This is a genomic window from Aeromonas lusitana (assembly GCF_002812985.1).
Taxonomy (GTDB): Bacteria; Pseudomonadota; Gammaproteobacteria; order Enterobacterales; family Aeromonadaceae; genus Aeromonas; species Aeromonas lusitana.
In genome coordinates this window covers 22,244-41,321 of the sequence record NZ_PGCP01000002.1, presented here as the reverse complement: position 1 = coordinate 41,321, position 19,078 = coordinate 22,244, and the positions used below count along the sequence as shown (strand labels likewise).

The 19,078-nt window shown below is 62.9% G+C and carries 14 protein-coding genes; 6 read left to right on the top strand and 8 right to left on the bottom strand.

Going from position 1 to position 19,078, the window contains the following annotated elements:
- Nucleotides 1-26 precede the first annotated feature (26 nt).
- Genes mutL through CUC44_RS00975 form a run of 5 tightly spaced genes read right to left on the bottom strand, consistent with a single transcriptional unit; the run spans nt 27 to nt 5,578 of the window.
- On the bottom strand, nt 27-1,901 hold the full coding sequence (gene mutL, locus CUC44_RS00990) for a DNA mismatch repair endonuclease MutL (protein WP_100858148.1): 1,875 nt from the start codon (nt 1,899-1,901) through the stop codon (nt 27-29).
- A gap of 3 nt (nt 1,902-1,904) precedes the next feature.
- A complete protein-coding gene (locus tag CUC44_RS21365; protein ID WP_279627806.1) occupies nt 1,905-2,027 on the bottom strand; it encodes a hypothetical protein in 123 nt (40 codons plus the stop codon).
- Between the two features lie 19 nt (nt 2,028-2,046).
- Complete coding sequence (locus CUC44_RS00985; RefSeq protein WP_100858147.1) at nt 2,047-3,594, bottom strand: N-acetylmuramoyl-L-alanine amidase; 1,548 nt, start codon at nt 3,592-3,594, stop codon at nt 2,047-2,049.
- Nucleotides 3,585-4,058, bottom strand: a complete 474-nt coding sequence (tsaE, locus tag CUC44_RS00980; RefSeq protein ID WP_100858146.1) for a tRNA (adenosine(37)-N6)-threonylcarbamoyltransferase complex ATPase subunit type 1 TsaE — start codon at nt 4,056-4,058, stop codon at nt 3,585-3,587. Before tsaE ends, CUC44_RS00985 begins: the two co-directional genes overlap by 10 nt.
- A 17-nt stretch (nt 4,059-4,075) precedes the next feature.
- Entirely contained in the window at nt 4,076-5,578 is a 1,503-nt protein-coding gene (locus tag CUC44_RS00975; RefSeq protein WP_100858145.1) for an NAD(P)H-hydrate dehydratase, read from the bottom strand.
- 51 nt (nt 5,579-5,629) lie between these two features.
- On the opposite strand from CUC44_RS00975, the gene queG reads away from it, so the two are divergent.
- From queG to rfaH, 6 genes are all read left to right on the top strand, one after another.
- A complete protein-coding gene (queG, locus tag CUC44_RS00970) occupies nt 5,630-6,769 on the top strand; it encodes a tRNA epoxyqueuosine(34) reductase QueG (protein WP_100858144.1) in 1,140 nt (379 codons plus the stop codon).
- Between the two features lie 82 nt (nt 6,770-6,851).
- A complete protein-coding gene (ppgK, locus tag CUC44_RS00965) occupies nt 6,852-7,595 on the top strand; it encodes a polyphosphate--glucose phosphotransferase (RefSeq protein ID WP_100858143.1) in 744 nt (247 codons plus the stop codon).
- 701 nt (nt 7,596-8,296) lie between these two features.
- Nucleotides 8,297-9,340 (top strand): methionine ABC transporter ATP-binding protein MetN, encoded by a 1,044-nt coding sequence (gene metN, locus CUC44_RS00960; RefSeq protein ID WP_100858142.1) that lies wholly within the window; start codon nt 8,297-8,299, stop codon nt 9,338-9,340.
- 58 nt (nt 9,341-9,398) lie between these two features.
- Nucleotides 9,399-10,052, top strand: coding sequence for a methionine ABC transporter permease (locus CUC44_RS00955; RefSeq protein WP_100858141.1), 654 nt, complete (start codon nt 9,399-9,401; stop codon nt 10,050-10,052).
- Between the two features lie 26 nt (nt 10,053-10,078).
- Nucleotides 10,079-10,879 (top strand): methionine ABC transporter substrate-binding lipoprotein MetQ, encoded by an 801-nt coding sequence (metQ, locus tag CUC44_RS00950; RefSeq protein ID WP_100858140.1) that lies wholly within the window; start codon nt 10,079-10,081, stop codon nt 10,877-10,879.
- A gap of 97 nt (nt 10,880-10,976) precedes the next feature.
- Nucleotides 10,977-11,477, top strand: coding sequence for a transcription/translation regulatory transformer protein RfaH (rfaH, locus tag CUC44_RS00945; RefSeq protein ID WP_100858139.1), 501 nt, complete (start codon nt 10,977-10,979; stop codon nt 11,475-11,477).
- A 65-nt stretch (nt 11,478-11,542) separates the two neighbouring features.
- Here rfaH and CUC44_RS00940 read toward each other — a convergent pair whose 3' ends face one another.
- From CUC44_RS00940 to CUC44_RS00930, 3 genes are read right to left on the bottom strand one after another with little or no spacing between them, the layout of a single operon-like run.
- Nucleotides 11,543-13,516, bottom strand: a complete 1,974-nt coding sequence (locus tag CUC44_RS00940) for a methyl-accepting chemotaxis protein (RefSeq protein ID WP_100858138.1) — start codon at nt 13,514-13,516, stop codon at nt 11,543-11,545.
- Nucleotides 13,517-13,554: 38 nt separating this feature from the next.
- Nucleotides 13,555-14,766, bottom strand: coding sequence for an EAL domain-containing response regulator (locus CUC44_RS00935; RefSeq protein WP_167388735.1), 1,212 nt, complete (start codon nt 14,764-14,766; stop codon nt 13,555-13,557).
- On the bottom strand, nt 14,747-19,021 hold the full coding sequence (locus CUC44_RS00930; protein WP_100858137.1) for an ATP-binding protein: 4,275 nt from the start codon (nt 19,019-19,021) through the stop codon (nt 14,747-14,749). Before CUC44_RS00930 ends, CUC44_RS00935 begins: the two co-directional genes overlap by 20 nt.
- Nucleotides 19,022-19,078 lie beyond the last annotated feature (57 nt).

The following is a 19,078-nucleotide window of genomic DNA, read 5'->3' as shown; positions in this document are numbered from 1 at the left end:
AGGCAAGGCACAACCCCTGGGGTTACTCATTGCGCTGGACTGTCCTGTGCAAATTCTGCCAGCACGGTCGCCAGCGAGAGCGGGCGCACCATGCGAATATCAGCCAGTTGGTCACCGTAACCGGTCACAAGTTCCGTCAGCAAGCGACTGGCCGTTGAAAAATCATATATTTTTTCGGTGCTTATACCCTGCTCCACCAGCCATTGGCATAGTACTTCAGCCAGCTGGTTTGCATCACTGTCAGATCCGCTCTCGATCAACTGCAGCAATTCAGGTAAGAGGCGCACCAGATCGGTCTGGCGCAGCAAGGCTGGCACCCGAGTCAGGATCATGGTGTCGCGCCCCCCGCTTTTCAACTCCAGCCCCATGCGTTTAAGCAAACGTTCCTGCTCTGCCACCAGCGCGACCAGGGTTTTGGGCAGCTTGAAGGAGACCGGCAGCAACAGGGGCTGGGCCGCCAGCCCCTGGCCCCAGGTGTCCAGCAACCAGTGACGCAGCAGACAGCGTTCGGCGCGCACCAGGGAGAGCAGCGCCAGCTTGCCGCCTTGCTCAAACAGCAGATAGGCCTGTTCCACCAGGGTCAAAGCCCGAACTCCCTGCGAAGGCGGGTTTGCGGCAGCAGGACCCGGCGCACTGGCCGGCTCGGTCCCGGCCAGGGGCAAGGTGGTGAGCAGGGAGCCTATGCCGCGCACCGCCTCCCGGCTCGGTGGCTCGGGGGGCTGATAGCCGCCGGCGCGGGCCCCGCCTTCTCGCACCGCCTGTGGCTGGGCCGGGGCACGATAGCTGTGCTCGGCCCCGTACCATTCCGGGCGCGGAGCCTGCCCCGGATACTCCGCAGGGGACGTGGATGGCAGATCTATTTCACTACCAGTTAATGGTTCAGCCATGGAATCATCTGCCTTGGCCGCCTCGTGCAGGGCACTGAACAGGGCCTGGAAGATGAAGTCATGGATCAGACGGGCCTGGTGGAAGCGCACCTCGTGCTTGGCCGGATGGACGTTCACGTCCACCTGACGGGGATCCAGCTCTATGTAGAGCACATAGGCGGCGAAACTGCCGGCGGGCAGCAGCTCGTCATAGGCCTGGCGGATGGCATGATTGATCAGCTTGTCGCGCATCATGCGGCCATTGACGTAGGTGTATTGCAGATCGTTCTGGGGTCTGGCCCCGGCGGGAGTCGCCAGCCAGCCCCACAGGCGCACGTCGCTGTGCTCGCTCGACACCGCCAGCGCGTGGTGCATGAAGGGGGTGCCGCAGACGGCGGCGAGGCGCCGCTCCTGCTCTTGCACCGTGTTGGCCGACTTGTACTGGCGCACCACCTTGCCGTTGTGGCGCAGGATCAGGGTGACGTCGAAGCGGGAGAGCGCGATGCGGCGCACCAGCTCGTCGATGTGGGCAAACTCGGTCTTCTCGCTGCGCATGAACTTGCGCCGGGCCGGGGTATTGAAGAAGAGATCCACCACCTCCACCGTGGTGCCCACCGGGTGGGCCGCCGGCTTGACGGTCACGCTCATCTCGCGCCCCTGCGCCTCTGCCTGCCAGGCTTCGCTCTGCTCGGCGGTGCGGGAGGTCAGGGTGAGACGGGAGACCGAACTGATGGAGGCGAGCGCTTCGCCGCGAAACCCCAAGCTGTTGATCCCTTCCAGATCGTCCAGGGTCGCCACCTTGGAGGTGGCGTGGCGCGACAGGGCCAGCACCAGCTCATCCTTGACCACACCACAACCGTTGTCACGGATGCGGATGAGCTTGGCGCCGCCCTTGTCGATGTCCACCTCGATCCGATCCGCCCCCGCATCCAGGCTGTTCTCCACCAGCTCCTTCACCACGGAAGAGGGGCGTTCCACCACCTCGCCAGCGGCAATCTGGTTCGCCAGAATAGGAGGCAATATACGGATCGGCATCAGTTACTCCTGATTGTTATTCTTGCGAGAGCCAGATTTCCTCTCCACGAAAGAGGGGCGTTCCACCGCATCATCACCAGCGGCAATCTGGTTCGCCAGAATGGGCGGCAATATACGGATCGGCATCAGTTACTCCTGATTGTTTTTATTGCGGGATGTAGAGCACCTGCCCTATCTGGATGTCCCGTGATTTCAACTTGTTGATCTCCACCAACCGCGCCTGGCTCACGCCGTGCTTCTCGGCGAGACGGGAGAGGCTCTGGCCGCGGGTGACCACGTGCCGGATCATCTTCGACTTGTCGTTGGCCTGCACGGTACTGACCGGCGCGCTCGTCTCCTTGGCCGCCACCGAGTAGGGCTTGATCACCCCGGCGCCTGAGCCGCTGCTCACGCTGCTGACCGGGGCGCCGCCATCACTGCTGCGGCTCGGCACGGTCGCCGGCATGCGATTGACCACCTGTTGCTGCTGGGGCGCGGCAACCTGCTTCTTCTGTACCGGCTGGCTCTGCACCGGCTGGCTGGCGACCACGGCCTTCTGGCCCTTGCCGGTCAGCATGGGGCCCTTGGTCGGGTGGCTGCGGTAGTAGTTGCGGATCCCCTCGAAGATGGCGCGGGCCAGCTGATCCTGGTAACTGGCGGTGGCCAGCAGCTTCTCTTCCGCGTGGTTGGAGATAAAACCGGTTTCCACCAGTACGGAGGGAATGTCCGGCGCCTTCAACACCGCCAGACTGGCGTGCTCCGGGGCCTTCTTGTGCAGCCGGGCGACCTTGCCCATGGAGCGCAGGATCTGGCGGCTGACGTCATAGCCCTCGGCCCTGGACTTGTCCATGGAGAGGTCGAGGAAGGTCTGTGCCAGATAGGGATTGGGATCGGATTCGGCCAACACCTTGCCGACGCCCCCCAGCAGTTCACCCTGCTTCTCCTGCTTCTCCAGCCAGCTGCCCATCTCGCGGTTGGCGCGGTTGGTCGACAGCACCCAGACGGAGGCACCGCGCGGGGTGGAGTTGTGGAAGCTGTCCGCGTGCACCGACACCAGCAGATCCGCCTTGGCCTTGCGGGCAATCTCGGAGCGCTTGTTCAAGTCGACGAAGTAGTCCCCACGACGGGTCATCACGGCACGCATGCCGGGCTCACGGTCGATCAGGGCCGCCAATTTTTGGGAGACAGAGAGGGTCACCCGCTTCTCGTAGGTGCGGCGCGGACCGATGGAGCCGGGATCTTCCCCCCCATGACCGGGATCGATGGCGATGACGATGGGTTTGCCGTGACCGCCGACCGGAGCGGACTGGGCCGCGGCAGCGGCGCCCCGCTCCTCATAGGGCAGGTCGATCACCAGCCGGTGACCATAAGGGCCCGCTGGCGCCAGCGGGAACACCACAGGCTTGATGGTGGAGCTGAGATCCAGCACCAGCCGCATGCTGCCCTTCTCGAGTGGCGTGCTCTCGCGGATCTTGCGCACCAGCTCGCTCTTGTTCTCGATGCGCGCCAGATTGGCGGCATTGCTCGCCCCCTTCAGGTCGATCACCAGCCGGCTCGGACCGCTCAGGGTAAAGTAATTGAAATTGGGGGCGCTGCTCATGTCGAGCACCACCCGGGTGTTGTCCGGCGATGGCCACACCCGCACACTCTTGAGCTGATTCGCGTAGGAGGGCAGGGCCAGCAGGGAAAGCATTACGACAAGGATCAAGCGCACTGAGATGACAACCGTTCCAGAATGGCTTCGCCGATAGCAGTGCGGGCCTCTATCAGGGCCTCACGCTGCTCGTTTACATACGTCAGGGTGATCTCGAGATCCGGGGCTGGCAACCAGCCGTCCCCTTTTTCCGGCCACTCCACCAGGCAGAGGGTATCGGCGCCGAAATAGTCCCGAATACCCATGAACTCCAGCTCTTCCGGATCCGCCAGGCGATAGAGATCGAAGTGATATACCTGCCAGTTGGCCAGTTCATAGGGCTCCACCAGGGTATAGGTTGGACTCTTAACCTTGCCTTGATGGCCAAGCCCTTGCACCCAGCCCCGGGTCAGAGTGGTTTTGCCGGCCCCGAGGGCGCCGTGCAGGAATACCGTGGTCGCCGCCTGGCACGCCTGTGCCAGCCGTCCGCCCAGAGCCACTGTTGCTGCCTCATCCGGCAGTGTCATCATCAACGTTTTTGCCATGTTCTTCTTTTAACTTGTTACTGTGTCGGATTGACCAGACGGCGGATCCAGGGCAGCAGATCCGATGCCAGCATGCCCCTCTCCCCCTCGGCAGCCGCCAGATCAGCGGCCTCCCCGTGGATAGCGGCCCCCAGTCGGGCCGCCATGCTGGCAGACCAGCCCTGGGCCAGGAGGGCGGCGATTATACCAGATAACAGATCCCCCATGCCGCCACTGGCCATGCCGGGGTTGCCCTCGGTGCAGAGGAATGTGCCCTGCCCGTCGCAGATGAGGGTGCCCGCCCCCTTGAGCAGCACAACGCCGCCATAACGCAACTGCAGCCGAGTGACGGTGGCGAAGCGATCCCCTTCGATCTCGTCGATGGAACAGGCCAGCAGACGAGCCGCCTCCCCTGGATGGGGAGTGAGCACCCAATTATCCTGATGGCGGGGCCTGTGCGCCAGCCAATTCAATCCATCGGCGTCCAATACCAGCGGCTCTTTGCACTCTATGGTGGCCTCGAAGCGGGCAAGCCCCCACTCATCCTGGCCGAGCCCGGGCCCCAGCACCCGCACCCCGGGCCAGCTCTCATCCATGCCCGTCTGCCACCCCATCAGCTCGGGTTGCACCAGGCTGGCGGGGAGTAAATCGGGGTGCTGGCACAGCCGCACCAACCCGGCCCCCGCCCGCAGGCAGGCTTGCCCCGCCAGCAGTATGGCTCCCTGCATGCCGAGGTTGCCCCCCACCAGCAGCACCCGGCCGTTGTCTCCCTTGTGGGCCGAGCGAGGGCGAGGTGTCAGCTGCGCCTTGAGACCGGGGTAATCGATGCGCAGGGCCGCAGGGATGAGCTTTGCATCCGGCACCACCCCGAGGGGGTCGCAGTCGAGCTGACCGACGCCATCGACCGCGTCTCCCGTCAGCATGCCCTGCTTGATACCGATGAAGGTGAGGGTACGGGTGGCACGCACCAGGGCGCCCATGGCACGGCCTGTGTCGGCATTGAGTCCCGAGGGCAGATCCACGGCCAGCACGGGAGCATGCAAAGCATTGATTGTTGCGACGATCTTTGTCATTGCGAGGGAGAGAGGGATATGGACACCCGTGCCAAGCAGTGCATCCACCACCAGATCCGCCGAAGGCAGTGAAGAGAGAGCGGCCTCCTGTGCCAGGGTGACGCCGCCCCCGGCGGCCAGCCATGCATCGGCGGCCCGCCTGGCATCCCCCTTGAGCAACTCGGGAGCTCGCGCGGCTATCACTATGGGGTCGAGCCCGACCCGCCGGGCGAGGCGGGCCAGCACGTAACCGTCGCCGCCGTTGTTGCCAGGGCCGACGAAGATCCACCAGATGTGGCTCTGGGGCCAGTGGTGGCGGGCGTAGTTGCACAAGGCGCCACCCGCGCGCTCCATCAGCGCATAGGTATCAGGCCCCTTCTCCTCGGCCCAGCGCCGCTCCAGGCTACGGATCTGTTCGGTCCGCCACAGGGGCTGTGCTAAACTGATGCCTCCATTACCGCTGACAACATCCTCGATAACCTGCACCATGACGGCTCTCCACCCTCATCATTTCGTGATCCGGCTTACCGACGGCGTAGCATGACGACAGCCGAACTCCACCAACTGGCCCAAGATATCAAGCTCTGGGCACGCGAGCTAGGATTTGACCAGGTCGGGATCACCGACACGGATCTCTCCATCGAGGAGCCCAGATTGCAGGCCTGGCTGGACGCGGGTTATCACGGCAGCATGGATTACATGGCCCGTCACGGCATGATGCGGGCCCGGCCCCACGAGCTGCTGCCGGGCACTCAGCGGGTACTGTCGGTGCGCATGAACTACCTGCCGTTCGAGGCGGGCTTCGCCAGCACCCTGCGGGATCCCACCCTGGGTTACATCAGCCGTTACGCCCTCGGCCGCGACTACCACAAGGTATTGCGCAACCGCCTCAAGCAGTTGGGGGAGCGTATCGAGCAGCGCTGCCAGGCGCTGTTTCAGGCGACGGATTGGCGCCCCTTCGTCGACTCGGCCCCCGTCCTTGAGCGGCCCCTCGCTGCCAAGGCTGGCCTCGGCTGGGTAGGCAAGCACTCCTTGGTGCTCAATGAATCGGCGGGCTCCTTCTTCTTTCTCGGTGAGCTGCTCATCAACCTGCCCCTGCCTCTGGACGCGCCGGTGGAGAAGGAGCAGTGCGGCAAGTGCGTGGCCTGCATCAACATCTGCCCCACAGGTGCCATAGTCGCGCCCTACGTGGTGGACGGCCGTCGCTGCATCTCCTACCTCACCATAGAGAACGACGGCCCCATTCCCGAAGAGTTTCGCCCCCTCATGGGCAACCGCATCTATGGCTGCGATGACTGCCAGCTCATCTGCCCCTGGAATCGCTATGCCGATGTGAGCCCAGAGCCCGATTTCAGCCCGCGCCCCAATCTGCACCGCCCGCCCCTGCTCGACCTGTGGCGCTGGCAGGAGAGCGAGTTTCTCAAACACACCGAGGGCAGCCCCATCCGCCGCATCGGCTATCAGCGCTGGCGCCGCAACCTGGCGGTGGCCCTTGGCAATGGCCCGGCCAACCCCGAGGTGATGGCGGCGCTGCAACAGGCGCTCGAGACGGCCTCCCCCATGGTGGCCGAACACATCGAATGGGCACTGGCGACCCTGACCAGCCGCCAGCAAGGCGAGAACAAAAAGACCAAATTGCTGATCCGCTGCATCGAAAAAGGATTGTCAGATCACGCCTGAGCGATCTGGCCCTTGCCTGATGCGAGCCATTTTTTCATGCTCTGCCGAGTTTGATCATCGGCACACAAAAAGGAAGATTCTGATGCAGATGTTGGGAGTAGATATAGGCGGGTCCGGGATCAAGGGCTGCCTGGTCGATACGAAGACGGGTGCACTCATAGGTGAACGCCACCGCATCGCCACCCCGCAGCCGGCCACCCCCGCCGCCATCGCCCATACCCTCAAGGCACTGGTCGAGCACTTCGAGTGGAAAGGCCCTGTGGGTTGCGGCTTCCCCGCCATCATCCACAACGGTATCGCCAAGAGTGCCGCCAACATCGACAAGAGCTGGGTCGAAACCGATGCCGCCCACCTGTTTGCGGACGTGACCGGCCTGCCCTGCCACGTGATCAACGACGCCGATGCGGCCGGTCTGGCCGAGATGCGCTTCGGCACAGGCCGGGATCGCAAGGGGGTCATCATCCTCATCACGGTCGGCACCGGCATAGGCACAGCCGTGTTCGTCAATGGCCAGCTGCTGCCCAACACAGAGCTGGGGCACCTGATGCTGGAAGGCATGGTAGCCGAACACTACTGCTCGGATGCCGCCCGCAAGCGCGAAGATCTTTCCTGGAGCCGGTGGGGCAAACGTTTCAACAAGTATCTGGCCAGACTGGAATTTCTGTTCTCCCCGGATCTGTTCATCCTGGGGGGCGGCAGCGCCGCCAAGCTCGACAAGTTCATCGACAAGATAGAGACCCGGGCCCCCCTGGTGGCGGCGGCCAGCCTCAATCAGGCGGGCATCATAGGCGCCGCCCTCTACGCAGAGGCCCAGCAAGGGAAGTGATCCTTTTGCGCATTCGATAATAAAGAAGGCCCGGCAGATGTCGGGCCTTCTTTATCAGGGCGAGAGTGGATGAAAGAGAAACAGCGCAAACCTCGCCCTCCCGCCTCTGGTGGCAAGACGCCCGGTTGCACTCTGCCCACCGGCGCCTTTTCCAGAACGATGGCTCGGCTATCTGTTTCACCCATGAAACGGGGACCCATACCGAGCATGGCTCTCTCATCTCTTCCCCCACCGAATCTCTACCCCGGCTTCTTTGTGCAGCAGAAGATGCTGCCAGCCCTGCCTTTCGGCAGATCTGGTCGTTTATTGTTCATTATCAACAAGATGGAGAGGTGAAAAGAGATAGGGAAAAACAAAAGGATCCGTGTCATCTTGGCAACAGGCGCTCAGTTCCTGTGATGAGGCAACCGGGGAGTACAATGGGATCGGCAGCTTATCGCCAATAATCCGGGTTATATTCGGTATAAAAACTAAAACTCAGAATTCAATCTTGCCCCTTGCCTGACCCTTCAGATCCATAGTCATTTCGCGGCAATCCTTATCCATTTTTTAGACGTCTAGACGTAGAAACTCACGTTGACACAGCCATCCAGACATCTTAGCATCATCCTCCATAATGGCAGAGCAACCCAGTGAAACCTCTGCCCAATTCACCCGCCTGTAGCGCCCTGTGCTTTAAGGCTGTTAGCACGGAAGAATCCATGATCAAGTTGAACGGTCTCAACAAAGTCTACGGTAAAGGCAGTGATGCCGTGCACGCCCTGCGTGATGTGAGCCTGCATGTGCCCCAAGGCAAGATCTTCGGCGTGATCGGCGCCTCTGGTGCCGGCAAGAGTACCCTCATTCGTTGCGTCAACCTGCTGGAGCGTCCCACCGACGGCCAGGTCATCGTCGATGGCCAGGATCTGGTGGCCCTGCCAGAGCGGGAGCTGACCCTGGCCCGTCGCCAGATCGGCATGATCTTCCAGCACTTCAACCTGCTCTCTTCCCGCACCGTGTTCGCCAACATCGCGTTCCCGCTGGAACTGGCTGGCTGGAGCAAGGCGCAGATCCAGGCCAGGGTCGAGCAGCTACTCGCCTTGGTCGGGCTGGAAGCCCGCGCCCAGGCCTATCCATCCGAGCTCTCCGGTGGCCAGAAGCAACGCGTCGCCATCGCCCGCGCCCTGGCGCCCGCCCCCAAGGTGCTGCTGTGTGACGAGGCCACTTCGGCCCTGGATCCCCAGACCACCCGCTCCATCCTGAGCCTGCTCAAGGAGATCAACGTCAAGCTGGGGCTCACCATCTTGCTCATCACCCACGAGATGGACGTGGTGAAGGGGATCTGCGACGAGGTCGCCATCATCAGCGATGGTCGCCTCATCGAGCAGGGGGAAGTAGCCTGGTTCTTCAGCAACGCCAAGACCCAGCTGGCCCGTGACTTCATCCACTCCACCATCCATCTGGAGGTGCCGCAGGAGTACCAGGAGCGGATGAGCCCGGAGCGCGTGCCCGGCAGCTACCCCCTGGTCAAGCTCGGCTTCACCGGCGGCACCGTCGACAGCCCGCTCATCTCCGAGGTGAGCCGTCGTTTCAACATCGATATCAGCATACTGAGTGCGGACATCGAATACGCCGGCGGGGTCAAGTTCGGCTTCCTGCTGGCCGAGCTGTTCGGGGACGAAGCCCAGTGCGAGGCCACCCAGCAGTTCTTCATCGACAACCACATTCAGCTGGAGGTAATGGGCTATGTCCGCAGCAATGACTGATCTGCCACTCCCGACCCTCGTCGACTCAACAACCCTACTCAGCTGAAGGTGATGATCCATGTCCGAAGCAATGATTAATCTGCTATTCACCGCCCTCGGTGACACCCTGATCATGGTGTTTGCCTCCGCCCTGTTTGGTTATGTTCTCGGTCTGCCGCTCGGAATGGCACTGCACGTGACCAAGGCGGGTCAGAGCCTGGCCAACCCGCGGCTTAACCGGACCCTCGGCATCGTCGTCAACGTCGGCCGCTCGGTGCCCTTCATCATTTTACTGGTAGCAATCACTCCTATGACCAGGGTGATCACTGGCACCAGTATCGGCACCATAGCCGCCATAGTGCCGCTGACCATAGGCGCCGTGCCCTTCATCGCCCGTCTGGTGGAAGGAGCCCTGATGGAGGTGCCGGACGGGCTGCTGGAAGCCGCCAAGGCCATGGGCGCCAAGCCCTTGCAGATCATCGCCAAGGTGCTGCTGCCCGAGGCCCTGCCCGGCATCCTCAACAGCGTCATCATTACGCTCGTCACCCTCGTGAACTACTCCGCCATGGCCGGTGCCATCGGGGGAGGCGGGTTAGGAGATGTTGCAATTCGCTATGGTTATCAACGTTACGAGCCCGTCGTCATGTGGGTTACCGTAGCCATTCTGGTAGTACTGGTTCAACTCATCCAGAGCGCAGGTGAGCGCCTGGTCAAACAATATGATCATCGTTAATCGTCGATTTCTGACAGGAGGTTTTTATGAAATTGGGCATTAAATCCGCTGCAGCAGCGCTGCTGGCTACTCTGGTACTGGTCGGCTGTGGCCAGAAAGAAGAGAACAAGACCCTGAAAGTCGGCGCCATCGCCGGCCCCGAGACCGAGCTGGTCGAGACCGCCGCCAAGGTGGCGAAAGAGAAATATGGTCTGAACGTCGAGATCGTCACCTTCTCCGACTACGTCACCCCGAACGTGGCCTTGAACGACGGCAGCGTCGACGTCAACGCCTTCCAGCACAAGCCCTATCTGGATGCCCAGATCCGTGATCGCGGCTTCAAGCTGGTGCCGGTTGGCAACACCTTCGTCTACCCGATCGCCGGTTACTCCAAGAAGATCAAGGCCCTGAGCGAGCTGAAAGACGGTGCCCAGATCGCGGTGCCGAACGATCCGACCAACCTGGGTCGCTCCCTGATCCTGCTGGAGAAGCAAGGTCTGCTGAAGCTGAAGGAAGGTGCCGGTCTGGAAGCCACCGTACTGGACATCGCCAGCAACCCGCGCAACTTCAAGATCGTCGAACTGGAAGCCGCTCAGCTGCCCCGCTCCCTGGAAGATGTTGATCTCTCCATCATCAACAACACCTTCGCCGGTCAAATTGGCCTGACCCCGACCGAGAACGGCATCTTTGTCGAAGACAAGAACTCCCCCTACGTGAACCTGATCGTCGCCCGTGAAAACAACAAGGATGACGAGAAGGTCAAGGAGTTCGTCCAGTCCTTCCAGACCGACGAGGTCTACAAGAAAGGCACCGAGCTGTTCAAGGGTGGCCTGGTGAAAGGTTGGTAACCACTCACTCTGCAAAAAAGGCTGCGCCAAGCGTGGCCTTTTTTTTTGCCCCCGTTATCATAGCCACAAGCACGGCAACACGACAAAAATCAGAACAATGAAGAAATGGTATCTGGCCTATTGCAAGCCAAAGGAAGAGGCACGCGCCCGCGCTCATCTGCAAGCTCAGGGGATCGAATCCTATTACCCCATGGTGGAGGTCGAGAAACTGCGCCGCGGCAAGCGAGTACCGGTACGCGAGCCCATGTTCCCCAACTACCTGTTCATCCTGGTGGATCTCGACGAGATCCCGCCCATCACCCTGAAATCGACCCGCGGCATCAGCCGCATCATCCATTTCGGCAAGGAGTGGAGCTCGGTCAGCAGTCAGCTCATCTATCGCCTGATGAGCCGGGACGACAGCGACGAGGCGAGAGCCTGCTACGCTCGCCTGCCGAGTCAGGGGGACAAGGTACTCATCGAATCTGGCCCGCTCGCCGGATTCGAGGCCATCTATCTGGAGCCGGATGGCGAGAAGCGCGCCATCTTGCTGGTCACTCTGCTCAATCAGGAGACCAGCAGCAGCTTCGACAACCAGAGCTTCCGCCGGCTGGATTGACGAGAGCCCAAGGCTTCATCGGCAGCATGGTGTGATCAAGAGGCGGGCATGGACCCGCCTTCTGCTTATCTCAGCTCGAAGCGGCTGATGGCCGAGGTCAAACGGCCCGTCTCCTGGGCCAGCCTGGCGACAATCGCCTCCCCCTGCTGACTGCGCTCGCTGGATTGACGGCTCAGACCCGCTATCTCCTCCACCGTCCCGGCCACCTCCTGGGCCACTCGGGACTGCTGCTCGGTCGCCGTGGCTATGGTGCCGAGCTGGCTGGAGAGATCCTGTACCAGCTGGGTCATGGCCTCCAGGGTCTCGGTCACCGACGCCACGGCGCCGCTGCCCTGCTCCACCAGCCGGGTGCCGCTGCTCACGGTCTCGGCCGTCTGGCGGGTCTGCTGCTGGATGCTGGCGATGGTCTGGTTGATCTGTGCCGTCGACTGGCTGGTGCGGCTCGCGAGCTGGCGCACCTCGTCGGCCACCACGGCAAAACCCCGCCCCTGCTCGCCTGCGCGCGCCGCCTCGATGGCCGCATTGAGCGCCAGCAGATTGGTCTGCTCGGCGATGGTGGCGATGACGTCGGTCACCCGCCCCACCTGTTCACTCTGGCTGCGAAGCTGCCCCATCGCCTGATTGGCCTCGGCTATCATGGCGGCAATCTGCGCCATGGTGGCTCCCATGCGCGCCAGTGCATCGCCACCCTGCCGAGCCTGCAGCTCGGTCTGACGAGCGGCATCCGCGGCATCGGCAATGTTGCCCGCCACATCCCGGGTGCTGACCGACATCTGCTCGATGGCGGCGGCGACCGTATCGACCCGCTGATTCTGGCTCGCCAGATCCCCTACGATATGATTGCTGGTATGGCCCACCTCGCGGCAGGCCCCCTCCACCTGGCCGACCGCCCCCTGGATCTCGCCGACCAACTGACGCAGTTGCCCCGACATCCGGTTGATGGAACCGGTCAGGCCCCCCAGCTCGTCCTGGCGCAGCACGGGCAAGGGCTCAACCGGCAGGCGACCATCCGCTACCAGGCCGGCGCGGGCCACCAGGCTGGCGATGTCCCGGGTCAGCCGGCGACTGAACAGCAGGGCCACCAGGGTACCGAGCAATATGGTGCTGCTGGTTGCCAGCAAGAGGGTGCTGTGTATGGTTTGACCGGCGTTGGCCATCTTGCCGGCCATGAGATCCACCTCTCCCCGGGTGTGGGTCACCTGGGCCGCCAGCTGGCCGGCGAGCCGGGTCAGGGCGGGCTCGATGGCAGTGGCCATCAGATGGTTCGCCTGATCCCAGTCAGGAGCCTGGCGCTTGGCAATCACCTGCGCCACCAGCTCGGCGAAGGGGGACGACATCTGTTCAAACAGCGCCCACAGCCCCTTCTGCGCCTCGGTGAAGTTGGTCTGCTGCTGTTTGAGCTCGGCCACCCGCTGCTGGTGGAACTGGTAGTAGTCCTGATACTTGCCCAGATACTCCTTGTCCCCCGAGATGAGGAAGTCGCGCAGGGCGGAGAGGGCGTTGGCGAGGCTGTTGTAGGCATCCCCCACCTGCTTGAGCAGCAGGCGGCGATCGCCGGGCAGATCGGCCTGCGGAGTGGCCACCTCTTCATTGGCAAAGGATTGCAGCTGATCGAGCGCCGCCTCCGCCAGGGGGCCGGCCTCCAGCAACATCAGGCTGTGGGCCGGCAGGTTCTCCTCGGTATGGGCCAGGGCCCACACCTTCTCCTGCTCGCCCTTGAAACCCTTGAGGGACTTGCTCAAGGCCGGGGTGAGCGACTGGCGTTCGATCAGCTGCCATGCGCCATCCCACTCCTGCTTGATGCGCTCAGCCTGCGCCGGATCCTTGCCGAGAATGAGGTAGGCCCGCAGGGCCGAGACGGTGGCGATGAGCGCCTTCTGGCTCGCCTCGTCCCGCTGCAGGGCGGGCAGGGCCTGAGCCAGCAGGGCCTCCTGCGACTGCTCGATGCGGCCCAGCTGGTGGTAGACCAGGGCCGAGGAGAGCATGATGAGCAGGTTGATAAAACAGAAGCTGAACAGCAGTTTGCTTGAAATTTTCATACACATCCTTGTGCTACTGCGGGCATCCTACCCAAGACTCAATGAGTGATTAATGCGGGCAATCGTTCACGCCAGGTACGATGCCATGCCAGCAATTCATCCCGCGGCATGGGGCGGGCGGAGAAGAAGCCCTGACACACATCGCACCCCAATCGGCTCAACAGCTGCCAGGTCGGTTCATCCTCGACCCCTTCAGCCACCGACTTGAGGCCCAGCTTGCGGGCCAGCTCTATGCTGGACTCGATGATGGCGAGTCGGGATGGATCCTCGTAGCAGCGATCGACGAAAGAGCGATCCAGCTTCAGCTCGGTGAAGGGCAAGAGCGCCAGCTGCTGCATGGAGGAGTAGCCGGTGCCGAAGTCATCGATGGAGAGGCCAAAGCCGTGCATGCGCAGGCGCGTCAGCACCTCGAGGGAGAGGCCGAGATCCTTGACGAAGGCGCTCTCGGTCACCTCCAAGGTGATGAGTTCCGGGTTGATGCTCCAGCGCTGGCAATGGTTGAGCAGGTTGCTGCACAGATCCCCCTCGATGAGGGAGGTGGTGGAGAGGTTCATCGACAGGTTGAGGGAGAGCCCGGTGCGCTCCCACAGGTGCCCATCGCGCAGGGACTTGCTGATGATCACCTCGGTCAGCTGATCGATGAGACCGTGGCGCTCCGCCAGCGGAATGAAGCGGGCCGGCGAGATGAGGCCATAGTCGGGATGCTGCCAGCGGGCCAGCGCCTCCATGCCGATCCACTCCCCGGTGCCAAAGCTCACCTTGGGTTGATACCAGGGCAGCAGCTGATCCTGCTCCAGCGCCTGACTGAGCTCATCCGGCGTCAGACAGTGGTTGTCCTCCTCCTGCGTGCGCTCCTGCTGGGGCCGCCAGGCACCGATCATCTGCTTGATCTGCTGGTGGGTCGCGGGCTTGTCGATCCGCCCGAGCACCTGCAGGCCATAAGCCGCGCTCATGCGCAGCACAGCATCCACCACGTCGTCTTCCAGCGCGCTGCACAGGATGACGCCGCCCCGGAATCCGCCAAGGGAGAGCCGGCGCAACAGGGCCATACCGTCCATGCCGGGCATGCGCAGATCGCAAAACAGGATGTCGACCGGGTGGTGCTGGCACAGCTCGAGAGCGGCCTCGCCATCCTGTGCTTCCAGCAGGTTGCCGTAACCGAGTCTGCCTATCTGATGCATCAACGCCTTGCGCTGGAAGTTGTGATCTTCCACCACCATGATCACCAACTCATGCTGAGTCTTGTTCATCGAGCCATAATCCAATCTCTCGGGTAATCCCATCCATCAATACCTGAACCGTACGGCTCAATTCGTCTAACTTGTTCAGTTGCTTCAAACGGGCAGCAGCCTCCAGCTCGGCGGCCTCAGTCGCGAGGGCCGCCTGCCCGACCATGCGGGCCGCGCCCTTGATGCGGTGCGCCGTCTCCACCAGTGCCTGGGTATCCTGGCGGGCCAAGGCTCGCAGCATCTCCTCCCCGTCCTGGCGGTTGGAGTCCAGATACTCCCGCGCCATGCTGCGGGCCACCGCCTCGTCCCCGAACAGAGAGAGCCAGATCGACTCCTGTTGCTGGGTCACGGCCGCGGTGCGGGTCACGGGTTCGCCCGGCTCGCTGACCGCGGGCAGCCAGCGCACCAGGGTATGGCGCAATGTCTCCAGGTTGTATGGCTTGAACAGCATGTCGTTCATGCCTGCTTCCTGCATCTGCTGGCTGGCCTCTTCTGAGGTATCGGCCGTGACCCCTATGACAGGAGCCTTTTCCCCCGCCCCGCGCAGGGTGCGCGTCAGGGTGTAGCCATCCATCACCGGCATGTGGCAATCGGTCAGCAGCAGGGAGAACCCCTGCCCCTGCCAGGCACGCAGCGCCTTCTCCCCATCCTCCACCAGCTCGGCATCTATGCCGAGAATGGCGAGCTGGCGAGCCAGCAAGGCGCGGTTGACCGGATGATCATCGGCCACCAGCACGCGCCCTTGCAGTTTGTCGAGCAGCAGGGGTTCGGTCGGAGCAGGTCGCTCCCCCGACAGCTGGCGGCAGGTCTCCAGCAGCAGATCCGGGTAGAGAGGGGACTGACCCAATCGCCACCAGGCATCGCTCCCCATCCGGCCACGCAGGGCCTCCTGTGATGAAAGCACTATGCCCGTGAGCGAGGTTTGCTGCAAATGCTGTTGCCAATCACTTCCCAGGGCCTGTTCCAGCAGGCGCTCTTCCGCAAGCAGACGGCCGCTGAGGGGTCGTTGCCACTGGTGCGGCTCCAGCCGCTGCAGCCTGGCTCCGAGCTGCACCATGGTCTCCTGCAGTGCGCTGTCGTCACCCAGCCACCACCAATCCTGATCCGCCAGGGGAGGCGCATCCCATTGGCACTCGGCCAGGGGCAGGCTGAAGGTCACGCAGGTGCCCACTCCCGGCAGGCTCTGCAGCGCCAGGGTGCCTCCCATCTTGTGGAGCAGCTGCTGACAGATGGCGAGCCCGAGCCCGGTCCCGCCGAAGCGCCGGGTGATGTCGGATTCCACCTGCTTGAAGGGGATGAAGAGATCCACCTGCTTGCTCTCGGCAATGCCGATCCCGCTGTCTTGCACCTCAAACACTAGCTGGCCGCCCTGATAGCCAACCCGGATGGCTATCTCCCCCCGCTCGGTAAACTTCACCGCGTTGTTGAGCAGATTGGAGATGACCTGGCCCATCCGGATGGCGTCTATGCTGGCCTGATCCGGCACTTCGCTCCCCCACGCCAACGTGACCTTGAGCCCCTTGCCATAGGCCAGGGTGGCGTGGCTGCGGATCACGTCGCAGATGACGGAGGTAAGCCGGCTGGGGTGGTAATGCAGTTGCAGCTGGCCCGCCTCCATCTTGGAGAAGTCCAGGATGTCGTTGACCAGATAGAGCAGGCTGTTGGCCGAGGTCGCTATGTTGCGCAGCATGTAGCGCTGATCGTCGTCGAGCTCGCTCATCTGCAGCAGCTCCAGCATGCCGTGCATGCCGGAAATGGGGGTACGCAGCTCGTGGCTCATGGTGGCGAGGAAGCGGCTGCGCGCCTGCATCGCCTGCTCCGCGTTGGCCCTTGCCTCCCTGAGCTCATGCTCCTGCTGCTTGAGCGCCGTAATGTCATGGATGACGCCGTTGAGGATCAGCCCCTCCTCCTGGCGCACGAAGCTGCCACGGATCTGCAGATAGCGCTCGTCCTCCGCCCGTTCCACCCGGATCTCGAGATCCAGCGGCGCCAGGGTTTCCGCGTGGTTGGCCACCTTGCTGACGAAGTCTTGCAGCGCCGCCTCGGTGAAGCCGAACACCTCGCCACCCGACCCCGCCGCCAACAGCTCCTCTTCGGAGCAGCCCAGGATCTCCCGCTCCCCCTGGGAGACATAGAGGAAGCGCCCCTTACCGGGGCCCTGCCACAGGTACTGGTAGACGATGCCCGGCATGCTGTCGGTGATCTGGGTGAGGCGCACCTCCGCCTGACGGGCCCGCGCCTCGGCTTCTTTTATGCGGGTCACATCGGTTAAAACAGTCAATACACCCAACATTTCACCATTTGGTGACAGGTATGGCTGCTTTGCGTAAATAACATGGAATGAAGTTCCGTCCTGGCGCAGGCTGTAACCTGCCCCCTCGAGCACCTCGCCGCTCTGCCACACCTCCCGCTCCTCCCGCAGCACCCGCACCCGCTCCGGCGAGGGAATGTTGTCCAGATAGAGCGGATTGCCATCCTCTCTGCTGACGAAGGCGTCACGGTAGGCGTGGTTGCACAATGTGATGCGCAGCTGCTTGTCCCGCAGCACCACCATGTTGGGGAGGGAGTCGAGCAGGGTCTGCACGAAAGTCAGCTGTTCGTTCAACTGCTGCTCCGCCCGCTGGCGCTGCTTGATCTGGCGGCGCAGGGTGCGGTTCCAGCCGACAAACAGCAGCACACAGAGCAGGAAGATGCCCCCGCCGAGGGAAGACCAGAGCAGCACCTTGCCCGGATCTATCCCCGTCTGTATGGTCAGGGACATCCACTTGTGCTCCAGTCGGGTCAGCTCTTCCGGCCGGATCGAGAGCAGCGTCTTGGTCAGGATCTGCTGCAACATGGGATCCTGCTGCTGCACCGCCATGGCGACCGGCACCCGCAACTCGTTGCCGGAGAAGACCACCTGATAGCGATCGCTGAAGCCTTTTTGCAGCGCCTGCTCCAGGGTGGTGGTGCTCATCAGCACATAGTCGGCCTCACCGCTGTCGAGCAGTGGCAGCAGCAGGGTGTCGCTGCCGGCATTGACCTGCAGGGCACCGAGCTGATCCAGCAAGCCCTTCTCCACCGAGCCCGCCACCATGCCCACCCGGCGCCCCTTCAGCTCCGCCAGGCTGGAGAGCTCGGCCACCCCCTGCCTCGAGGCGATCACCCGGTTGATGAAGGCATAATCCGGGGTAAACAGCATGGACTGACGGCGCTCGTCGGTCGGGGTCATGGCGGGAATGAAGTCCAGCTTGTCTGCCTGAAACTGCGCCTGGGTCTCGGCCCAGCTCTGGGTCGGCACCAGGGTGAACTGAAGACCGGCGCGGGCGCTCATCAGCTTGAGCAGATCCGCCAGAAACCCGTTCAGCTGACCATGCTTGTCTATCTCGCTCACCGCCGGCCAGTTCGGGGCCACGCCGTATTTCAAAACGGGATGCTGCGCCAGCCAGTTCAGCTCATCCTGACTGAACAGGCTCTGGCGCGGCCCATGCACCTGGCCGTAATCGATGCCACCCCCGGTTTCCAGCAGGCGCCAGCGCTCGCTCTCCGGGATCGCCACCAGCACTCGTTGCAGCAAGGATTGCAGCCCCTGGTTGTCGGCTGACACCACCATGGTCAACTGGGTGGCGGGCACCCAGGAGGGGGTGATGACCTGCAGCTGGGCATGCTGGCGCAGGTGCTGCAGGCGGATCAGGGTCGGCAAATCCGCCAGATAGGCATCCGCCAGCCCCCGTTTCACCATGAAGGCCGCCTCGTCGACGCTGTCAGCCTCTTCCAGCTCCTTTACGCCGAGTCTGGCCAGCTCATCACAGGCGCCGAAGCCTCGGATGCACACCCAGCGCCAGGTTCTCGCCACCGCCAGGGTAGAGCCCATCTGGGAGCGCGCCAGCAATATGCCCCTCGGCACCCCCATGATATCCAGGGTCACCAGCGCCTGCTGAAGCGGCACCTGCTCCGGCGTCACCCCCAGCAGCAGATCGACCTCGCCATCGAGCAGGGCCTGCTGGGCACGGGCATAGTCGGGATAACCCTTGTACTTCAGCGTCAGTCCCATCCGATCCGCTACCAGCTCGGCATAATCATCCAGCGGACCGCTGAAGCCACCCCGCCCATTGGTGTAGACATAAGGGGGCCAATCCACCGAGGGCATGCCGATCACCAGCTCGCTGCGGGCGTCCAACCAGGTCTGTTCCCAGTGCGCCAGATTCTCCTGGCTTAAGGCAGTAGCGGCCATCGCCGCCAGGCTCCCGCAGGCCAGCCAGCACACCAAGATGAGACGATAGCAGCGACGAAACATGAGTGACTCCCATACAGACTGGGGGGTGATCATAGAGTTTTTGGCTCAATGTGCGAC

Bases quoted from the DNA above. Each gene is read 5' to 3' on its own strand.
- mutL (WP_100858148.1), bottom strand. From the start codon at position 1,901: ATGCCGATCCGTATATTGCCTCCTATTCTGGCGAACCAGATTGCCGCT.
- CUC44_RS21365 (WP_279627806.1), bottom strand. From the start codon at position 2,027: ATGCCGATCCGTATATTGCCGCCCATTCTGGCGAACCAGATTGCCGCT.
- tsaE (WP_100858146.1), bottom strand. From the start codon at position 4,058: ATGGCAAAAACGTTGATGATGACACTGCCGGATGAGGCAGCAACAGTG.
- CUC44_RS00975 (WP_100858145.1), bottom strand. From the start codon at position 5,578: ATGGTGCAGGTTATCGAGGATGTTGTCAGCGGTAATGGAGGCATCAGT.
- queG (WP_100858144.1), top strand. From the start codon at position 5,630: ATGACGACAGCCGAACTCCACCAACTGGCCCAAGATATCAAGCTCTGG.
- ppgK (WP_100858143.1), top strand. From the start codon at position 6,852: ATGCAGATGTTGGGAGTAGATATAGGCGGGTCCGGGATCAAGGGCTGC.
- metN (WP_100858142.1), top strand. From the start codon at position 8,297: ATGATCAAGTTGAACGGTCTCAACAAAGTCTACGGTAAAGGCAGTGAT.
- CUC44_RS00955 (WP_100858141.1), top strand. From the start codon at position 9,399: ATGTCCGAAGCAATGATTAATCTGCTATTCACCGCCCTCGGTGACACC.
- metQ (WP_100858140.1), top strand. From the start codon at position 10,079: ATGAAATTGGGCATTAAATCCGCTGCAGCAGCGCTGCTGGCTACTCTG.
- rfaH (WP_100858139.1), top strand. From the start codon at position 10,977: ATGAAGAAATGGTATCTGGCCTATTGCAAGCCAAAGGAAGAGGCACGC.
- CUC44_RS00940 (WP_100858138.1), bottom strand. From the start codon at position 13,516: ATGAAAATTTCAAGCAAACTGCTGTTCAGCTTCTGTTTTATCAACCTG.
- CUC44_RS00935 (WP_167388735.1), bottom strand. From the start codon at position 14,766: ATGAACAAGACTCAGCATGAGTTGGTGATCATGGTGGTGGAAGATCAC.
- CUC44_RS00930 (WP_100858137.1), bottom strand. From the start codon at position 19,021: ATGTTTCGTCGCTGCTATCGTCTCATCTTGGTGTGCTGGCTGGCCTGC.